The following is a 1,924-nucleotide window of genomic DNA, read 5'->3' as shown; positions in this document are numbered from 1 at the left end:
TACATTGCCTACTGCCCCACCGAGACCACGCTGGACGACCTGATCCGCATCGCGGGCAGCCGATGGGCCATCGAGGAATGCTTCCAGACCGCCAAACAGGAATGCGGCCTGGACGACTACCAGGTCCGCCGCTATCCCGGCTGGCACCGGCACATGACCCTCGCCATGGCCGCCCACGCCTGCCTCACCATCCTGCGAGCCCGCGAGCTGGATACCGGGAAAGCAGAAACGGATCCTCCCCACTCATCCACCTCAGCCTCGCCGAAATCAGGCGCCTGATCACCCGCCTCACCGACCGTCGGCCGGCCCCCATCGAGCACATCCTGCACTGGTCAACCTGGCGTCGACGACGCCAACACCAAGCACGCATCAGTCACTACAAACGACGCGGACACAGTCTCCGACCTGGCCATCAGTCACACCAAGCACCGTTGCAGTACTAGGTTGAACCGTTCCGACTTCTCTGCCGCTCCGTTGTGAGCCATCAGAGAGGATGGGACACGTGCCCAAGAAGATCGACCCCGCGCTTCGGAGCCAGGCCGTGCGTCTGGTGACCCAGCATCGCTCGGAGTACTCCACCGAGCGTGCCGTCCATGTCCAGGTCGCCGAATCGCTCGGTGTCTCTCGTGAATCCGTGCGGCGCTGGGTAGCCCAGCACGAGATCGACACCGGCGCCGCCGCGGGCGTGACCAGCGACGAACGCGAGGAACTGCGCAGGCTGCGGGCGGAGAACAAGCGGCTGCGCGAGGTCAACGAGGTACTGAAGTCCGCGACGATTTTCTTCGCAGGGGAACTCGACCCCCGAAACCGCTGATCGTCGCCTTCGTCGACCAGATGAAGGCGGTCGGTCATGCCGTCGAGTCGATCCTCATCGCCCTGAACACCGCAGGACTGAAGATCGCGGCACGAACCTTACGAGCCTGGTGCGCACCGGCAGTGGGCGTGAGCGGACCCGCGGCCCGGACCGTGAGCGACGCGCTGGTCGAGGACGCCATCCGCCGGCTGGCCTTCACCACCAACACCGCCGGGCAGCGTGTGCTGGCTCCCGAAGGTCTCTACGGCCGGCGCAAAATGCTGGCCCTCGTGCGTCGCACCCACCTGCCCGAGGCCGGTTTCGGCGCCGTCGACCGTGCCATGCGCTCGCTCGGCCTGGCCGGCGTCGTGCGCGGGAAGAGACCCAGAACGACGATCCCCAACCCGGCCGACATCCGGGCAGCGGACCTGCTGAACAGGGACTTCACAGCCCCAGCCCCTGATGAGAAGTGGATCACCGACTTCACGTATGTCCGCACGTATCAGTCGTTCACCTATGTGGCATTCATCGTGGACTGCTTCTCTCAGAAGATCGTGGGCTGGCACGCGTCCGTGAAACGTGACGTGGAACTGGTCGACGTGCCCCTGCGGATGGCACTGTGGCGCCGCGGCCACGAGGGCACCCCTGTTGGCCGGGACCAGCTCATATGTCACTCGGACGCAGGCTCGCAATATACGAGCGTGCGGTTCACCGAACATCTCCGACTCCAGGGCATCCACCCCTCGGTCGGGAGCGTCGGTGACGCCTACGACAACGCCCTGATGGAGACCATCAACGGCCTCTACAAGTCCGAGTGCATCCGCACCAGCGTCTTCCACGACGGCCCCTGGAGAACCGTCTCCGACGTCGAGTACGCCACCGCCTCCTGGGTCGAGTGGTACAACAACCGGCGCCTGCACTCAAGTCTGGGCATGATCAGCCCTACCGAGTTCGAGGCAGCCCACTACGCTGACACAGAACCACGAGCCGACTGATCACCGGCCACCAAAACACCGGCAGGAAAGTCGGAACGGTTCAGAGTCGTAGGCAGGCGAGGGTGACCAGTGCCTGGTAGTGGCGGGCGCGTTTGTCGTAGCGGGTGGCCAGGGCTTTGTTGTGCTTGAGCCGGTT

1 protein-coding gene and 2 pseudogenes are annotated in these 1,924 nt (G+C 64.9%); 2 read left to right on the top strand and 1 reads right to left on the bottom strand.

Features of this window, described 5'->3' with window-relative positions; translation table 11 throughout:
* Positions 1–279, top strand: a pseudogene (locus tag ACF08B_RS41615) (IS701 family transposase); the annotation flags it as partial.
* A 223-nt stretch (positions 280–502) separates the two neighbouring features.
* Positions 503–1,788, top strand: a protein-coding gene (locus ACF08B_RS41610; protein WP_392322228.1) for an IS3 family transposase whose coding sequence is annotated in 2 segments (ribosomal slippage) — positions 503–776 and positions 776–1,788 — 1,287 coding nt in all. Because the reading frame shifts where the segments join, the coding sequence is not laid out codon by codon here.
* A gap of 40 nt (positions 1,789–1,828) precedes the next feature.
* Here ACF08B_RS41610 and ACF08B_RS41605 read toward each other — a convergent pair.
* Positions 1,829–1,924: pseudogene (locus ACF08B_RS41605) on the bottom strand (IS5/IS1182 family transposase); the annotation flags it as partial.

The sequence above is a fragment of the Streptomyces sp. NPDC015139 genome, from assembly GCF_043079785.1.
Classification (GTDB): Bacteria; Actinomycetota; Actinomycetes; order Streptomycetales; family Streptomycetaceae; genus Streptomyces; species Streptomyces albidocamelliae.
This window is presented reverse-complemented; position numbering and strand designations above follow the sequence as displayed.